Below are 6,425 nucleotides of genomic sequence, written 5' to 3' on the forward strand. Positions count from 1 at the left end.
ACTTTCGCAATCGATGCGACCCGACGGATCGACCTGATTGAGCAATTGCCCGCGCAGGTTCATCAATGCGTTGGCCGAGCCGTCGGCATACACGAAGGTCTCGACGTTCGGCTGCTGGTTTTCTTCCAGCGCCACAACGCGCATCAGCTTGTCGTAACGGGTGCGCCAGACGTTACCGTGTCCATCACGGCGCTCCAGTGTTTCGCCTGCCAGGCCCGGCAAGTACACCCGAGGGCCGGCATCGACGCTTGCGGATTTCAGTACGGCAGCGTTCAGGCCGTAAACGCTGGTTTGGTTGGGCGTCAGCAGTCGCGGGTCGCGCTGCGCTGTCAGGCGCCCGGCAACGTCGTGTTGCTGGCGGGTGATCAATGACTGCATTTCGCTGCCCGCGACATTGCGCAGGTATTCGATTTGCCTGATGGGCAACCCGCGTGGATCAGTGGCGAGTACCGATGGCGTAAGCCTGTGCATGTTGACGTTCATGCATTGGTTTTTTTCTTGACAGGTCTGGGGGGCTTTCCAGCAGGCACGTCAGGTTTTTTTGTTGGTGTGAGAGCATTTTTCGCCGGGCTGTCGTCAGTGTCGTTGTAGTCGTAATCGCATTTGAACCAGGGGTGAAAAATGCTGAAGGCCAAATAACCATGGGCATTGATGGTCTTGATCTGCCTTCCCTGCGTGTCATAAAACAGCCGGTCGTGATAGCCATGTTCGCGCAGCGAACGGTCATTGATGCAGCGGTGGCTGTTGAGAAAGTACGGACGATAAACCCGGATCGACTCCCCCTTGTGGTTGTACTCGACCCGTGCGCTGACGCGCCAGCGTGGCTCGGCCGGCGCTTCTTTCGGTGCGCCTGCATCATCAAGCATCAGCGTGTCTTCGGCAGTGGCGACGTAAGCCAGCCCCGGATCGACCAATTGTTTGCTTTGCAACTCGCGGCCGAAACCGTCGATGTAACGGATGCTGATCTGAATCAGTTGCAACGGATCATCGTGATACCGATCGGCTGCCAGGTTGACGCTGTGCACCGGTTGGCGTGCGGTTGAAGCGAACAGGTCGAGCAGCGTCTGCTCGCTGGCGCTACGCCTTTTGAGCCCGGTCAACCAGCGCAGGGCTGTGGCACGAACACGCCCGTTGGGTAGCATCAGGCCTTTGGCGATCCATTCCTGCTTTTCGAGTTGCAGCGTCCCGGGGGGCAGCAACGGCATCCAGCTGAACAGTTCTGTACGCACCACGCTGGCAGCTGAAGCGATAACTTCATGAGGGTTGGCGAGAGCGTACGCGGGGCTCAGATCGAGTTGTGGTGGATAGACCGCCAATTCTTTGAAGCCGGCCGGCTGGCCGTTTTCGGTGCCATGAACACTGTGCACCATCGGCTGGCCACCCGGTTCGTAGAGCACTTCGTTGATGTTCTCGTTGGCGTCCTTGCTGCGCAAAGGCAGCAAGGTGTGATAGTCGTGCTGCACTTCAGTCTTGCAGCCGTCCGGCAAGATGATTGCGCTGATCAGCAAGTGCAACGCGTCGTGGATGATCTGCGTTACGCCGTGGCTGGAAGTCTGTTGCACCGCACTGACCTGATAAAAATCGGCAGCGCCTGCGTAACTGAAAAACCCGCTGTGGGCCGACCAGAGGTTTTCCCTCGCGTCTTCAGCCGCATCGACGGGGAAGAACAGCGCCATGGGTCGATAGCCGATCTGCCTGAGCTCGGCACGAATATCCAGCGCGAGACCGTCGTAGGCCGTCAGGGCTTTTTCGTCAAATACGGCACTCTCTACCGGTCCCGGCAACGGCGGGTAAAGGATGTTGCCGTCGGTGTCTTGCTGATAGGTGTGCCTGGTGAGGGAGGTCAGCTCGCGCAGGTCGTTCCAGTCGTCGCTGTCCTGATACTGGGTAAAGTTTTCGAAACTGATGATTGCCGGCGTCAGGCCCAGCGGCAATGCGCCTTTTTTCAGCACAAACGCATTGCTGCGTTGGCGTGAAGGCAGCCCGAGATGCCAGTGGGGGGCGTCGGTCAGATGAATGAAGTCTGCACGTGTTTCGCTCAGATAAAACCAGCGTTGGTGTTCATCGTGGCTGTCGAGCCAGGCACGTCGCTGATCCTCTTCTTCGAACGGCGGTTCGTCGGAGTCCGTGCGACGACGTGCGCAGTCTACGGTGATGCCATGAACAAGCATGCCATACGGGTCCCATGCCAGATTGACCGCATGCCGACTGCGCGGGTCGTCCATGAAGCGCTCGTATTCGAAGCTGCGCGATTCCAGTTCCTGTACCAACAGGCTGGAGGGGTGGTCATGGGTCTGGCGGACCCGATAGCGAACCTCGGTTAGCGAAAACAGTGGGGCCGGCGCGGGATCGTCTGCTTGACTCATCTCGGTGCGCAGCAGTCGGCCACTGAGCGCGTAGGCGGCTTCACGTGCTTCGGCGCAATCAGCCTTGCCTGCGTGAACGGGTCTCAAGGGGTTGTTCAACCCTGAGTACAGGGTGAGGCCCAGCGGTGTGTATTCAGTGTCGCGCTGGCAGGTGTCGAGCAAAACCTGATCGACACTTCGACCGGTATGAAACCAGCGCTTGCTCTTCATCGGCGCCGTGTGGCCGCTCAGGAGTTTGCCGGGCTCCTGTTCGCTATCGGTCTGATAAACCCGGGCAAAACCGCAGAACTCACGTGCCACACGGTCGTAATAACCTTCGAAGTATTCCCAGAACTGCATCAGGTAATTGCCGGTGATCTCATCGTCCTGGCGTAACCAGGCGAGCACTTGCTGGGGAAACGGCAGGTGGCAGACGGGGTCTTTTCCGGCAGACAACAGCTGCTGTTTTTCATCCAGCCAGCGTTGCGCGCTGCTGACATGGCCGAGTGTGGCGCTGTATCCCATGTTGTTGTTGCAACCTTCAAGCAGGTAAGGCCGTTCGCTTGCGAAGTGATACACCCAGTGCTGTGGTTGCATGTGCGGCACGGTCAATAGCAGGCTGGCGCAACCGATGCCTTGAAGGTCGGCGAAAGTCACCTGGCAAAGATTGTCGTAGCGAACGCCCGCAGGCCATGGCACCCGCACCGGCGTGGCGGCCAGACCATTGCCGCCGTGGTTGAACCATATCTCGAAGTGATCGGATTTCAGATAGATCACGGCGGGCGCGCCTGAGCCGTCGAGATCGGAGACGCGCATTTGCTCGGTGTTGAAATTATCGTAGCTGTAAGGCAAGTCCCCCAGCTTGAACCCTTCACCAAACCGGCCATGACCCAGGTTGGCCCAGCACTCCACCTGATCGTGGCGGATCCGGCACAGCCCGCTCAGATCGCTGGCGTGCAGATTGCCGAGAAACACCTGCTCCGTTGGGGCAGGACCGAATACTGGCAGTCTGTCGGTGGTGTGCGGTTCCTCGTGGCCGCGCGCGAAACCGGATTCCCGCAGGTTGGCATACACCCGTACGTTGTTCGGACCGATCATGGCGACGGAATCCAGACCGTCGCCACTGAAGTCGCCCAATTGGCTCGACAGATGAAAAAACTCAAGCGGAAATCCGTTGAACGGTTTGAATAATGACCAGCTACGATCCGGATTAAGCGTGTAATAGCCACTGATTCCGGGTTGCGCGACAACCCAGTTCAGGCAGCCGTCGCCCGTCAGGTCAGTGAGGATCTGCACCAGCGGTTTGCTGAGGTCGGCATTGGGCAGCAGCGGCAGCAAGGTCCACGGACCGTAAACGATCTGAGCAGTACCGGGCTCGCCTCGCAGGGGTTCGCGGTAGTACCAGGCATTCTCGTACTGGCACAGGAAACCGGGCAAACCTTCGCCGTAAAGGTCGACGCAATAGTAGGGCGCGCGGTCGTTGAGGCCGGGCATGTGCTCGAATGGCAAGAAAGGTTGTGGCGCGGTGTCGAGCACGAAGTCCTTGTAATAGTACTCAATGGGCGGTGAATGCTTGACCCGCCCAGTGGCGTCGTAACTCATGTAATGGGCGGCTTTGAGCTGGGAGTAGCGCATCTGCGTGGTCTGATATTCCAGCAGCAGACGATTGACCAGGACCTTTTCCGCTCCGATGTTGTTGTACATCAGAAATTGCCGGCACAGACGTCGCGTGCCCAACTCGAAGCCGTAACGGTGCAGGCGGGAAGGATCGTCGCGGATCGGCCAAAGGTCTTCCGCTGCGGTAAATGGCGGCACTGCGTCCAAGGCCTGTGTGCGCTCGCCATAATCGACTATCGCCCGGAAATACCAGCGCCTATCCTGCGCCGCCGGGTCTTTCAGGCAAAACAACTCGGCACTGGCGGTTTCATTGCCGTAGCAGATCTGCCGCAGATAACGCTGCGCGCGATAGTCAAAACGCGGGTCTGCGGGGCTGGTGTCGGCCTTGTACTCGAAGAAAACATGCTCACCGACGGCGTTCATGATTTCTACCAACAGCCATACGACGATGTGCTCCGGTTGATCCGGGTCGTAGAGGCAGGACGCGGTGCTGTTGCCGTAGCACGATTGGCTGCCGTCGGCGCCATGGACGATCCAGAATTCGCCACCACCGGCGGTGGGCGTCCACAATTCATAACGGCTGAAGGTGCTTTCCACTCTTGGCAGATAGCGCGCCACCGCGAACGTCTGCGCGCTGCGGCCTTTGCCACGGGTGCGCCTGTGGGTCTTGAGCTTGCCGCGTACGGTCAACTCGGGCCGCAGTTCAGTGCCATCGGCCAGCATGACATCGGTGGCCAGGTATTTCGGTACACCGGTACTGGTTTTGCGTCGGATCGCCGGTTCGGACAGACTCCAGCCGAGGCCGCACTTGCCATTGCCCGCGTTACCGTCGTAGGCAAGCATCGTGTCGGGAACCAGTGAGCGTGCGGACAGAAAAGGCAACGCCAGCTCATAAGAGCGTTGCCCCGTCGCACCGATATCCCCCCAACTGCGGCCATGGGTAGCAATGGACGCGGTTTTGGCGATGGAGGGCGGCGTAACGAGCGCATCGGCATCTGTAGTCATGGCAGGTAACCTGTGAACAGGGCAGAGAAAGTGCCGAACGCCAAGCTAACAAAGCGCCTGTCACGTGACACCTGTCAGATCTGACAGGTGTGAGGGGCTGGCTTTTGTAGCAGACGAAAAAAAGCCCGGCAGGTCATCGCTGATTCCCGGGCTTTCTGTGAGTTGACGGCAGTTTTCTCGGCGAAAAAATTCACTCGCTTCATGCCGCCGCTTTACGCTGAGCGACGTGTGATCTAACCGCATGACCGAGATCTTCCAATCCCGCGTTGACTTCGAAGGTTCTATGCCACAGGCCTTGAATTTGCGCATCGTTGCCAGTGCTTGCAGGCAGCGCATTCTGAAATTCCACAATATTGATCATGCCTGCCTGGATCTCTTCGGCGAGATCTTCAATATTAGTGGCAAAGGTTGCCATTTTTTCCAGTGACTTCATTTGGAGTGCACCGAGGGCCTCACTGATGACTTCCGGCAAGGCGAGCAAGAAGCCCACGCCCGCGCTCATTGCACCGATTGCTTCGGAAGGAACACCCGTTATCGTCGCTTTCATCAGTTCGCTTGCACCTTTATCCGTCACTTCTTTGCCAAGCTTCAACTGTCCTTTTTGCGATTTTGGATTCATGTTCTGGTACTTGGCCAGCAGGTACTGATCTGGATTCATCAGTTTGTGTTCGGCTTTACGGATGATTTTTTCGGCTGACAGCTTGGACGTTTTCAGATTGACCGATGCACTGCCACCGGTTTTTTCCGCCATGTAATCCACGCCGACGCTGACGCCAATTTTTGCCGCGTATCCCATGCCCACGCCTATTGCGTTGCCCACACCGGGAGCGGCAAGTCCCAGCGCCTGTGTACCAACGCCAACGGCTATCCCGGCGCCATAACTGACCCCCTTGCCGAGGAGTAACACCAGCGTTCTGCGCAAGGTCGCAATTGCAACATCGCCATCTGATCCCATCCGCTCAAGCTGGCCGGAAGCATCACGCATGCGCAGTTTGGTCAGGCCCAGAATTTCATCCTGACGCCTCAAATGATGTTCCAACTGCAGTCTGAGGCGGCGTGTCGCATTTTGCTGGCTGCGTATGGACTGTCGCTCGCTGCCACGCTGAAAAAACCGAGCTTCGCTGGCTTTCCAATCAGCCGCGGTCGGCAACTGAAAACCTTCTCCTGCCAGGCCTGTGGCATCGCTGAAACCGATCGGGTTGTTACCGACAAACGCATACAGATTCAGCCCATCCACATCCCCTGCCGGATCGGCACTGACCCACCGCTGCAGCCACGGCGCGTAGTAGCGCGCCCCGTAGTAATAGAGGCCACTGACGTCCATCTCTTTGCCGGAGTAACGGATGAACTTGTACGCCACTTCGATCAGCGAACGTGCCGCCATCCAGGCAGTGGCGCCGAACGGGTAGTAACCCTCATGACTGATCATCCGGCCCTGCTGGTCAAGCTCCATCGTGC

General features: G+C 58.3%; 2 protein-coding genes and 1 pseudogene. All 3 read right to left on the reverse strand.

Annotated features, from left to right (window positions below):
* Positions 1-471 (reverse strand): annotated as a pseudogene (locus EJA70_RS12750) (toxin); the annotation flags it as partial.
* A gap of 8 nt (positions 472-479) precedes the next feature.
* Complete coding sequence (locus tag EJA70_RS12755) at positions 480-4,967, reverse strand: SpvB/TcaC N-terminal domain-containing protein (RefSeq protein WP_158831109.1); 4,488 nt, start codon at positions 4,965-4,967, stop codon at positions 480-482.
* A 199-nt stretch (positions 4,968-5,166) separates the two neighbouring features.
* On the reverse strand, positions 5,167-6,425 hold a 1,259-nt coding region (locus EJA70_RS31100), incomplete at its 5' end, for an RHS repeat-associated core domain-containing protein (protein WP_256677672.1).

This window comes from Pseudomonas sp. PB103, assembly GCF_009764635.1.
Taxonomy (GTDB): domain Bacteria; phylum Pseudomonadota; class Gammaproteobacteria; order Pseudomonadales; family Pseudomonadaceae; genus Aquipseudomonas.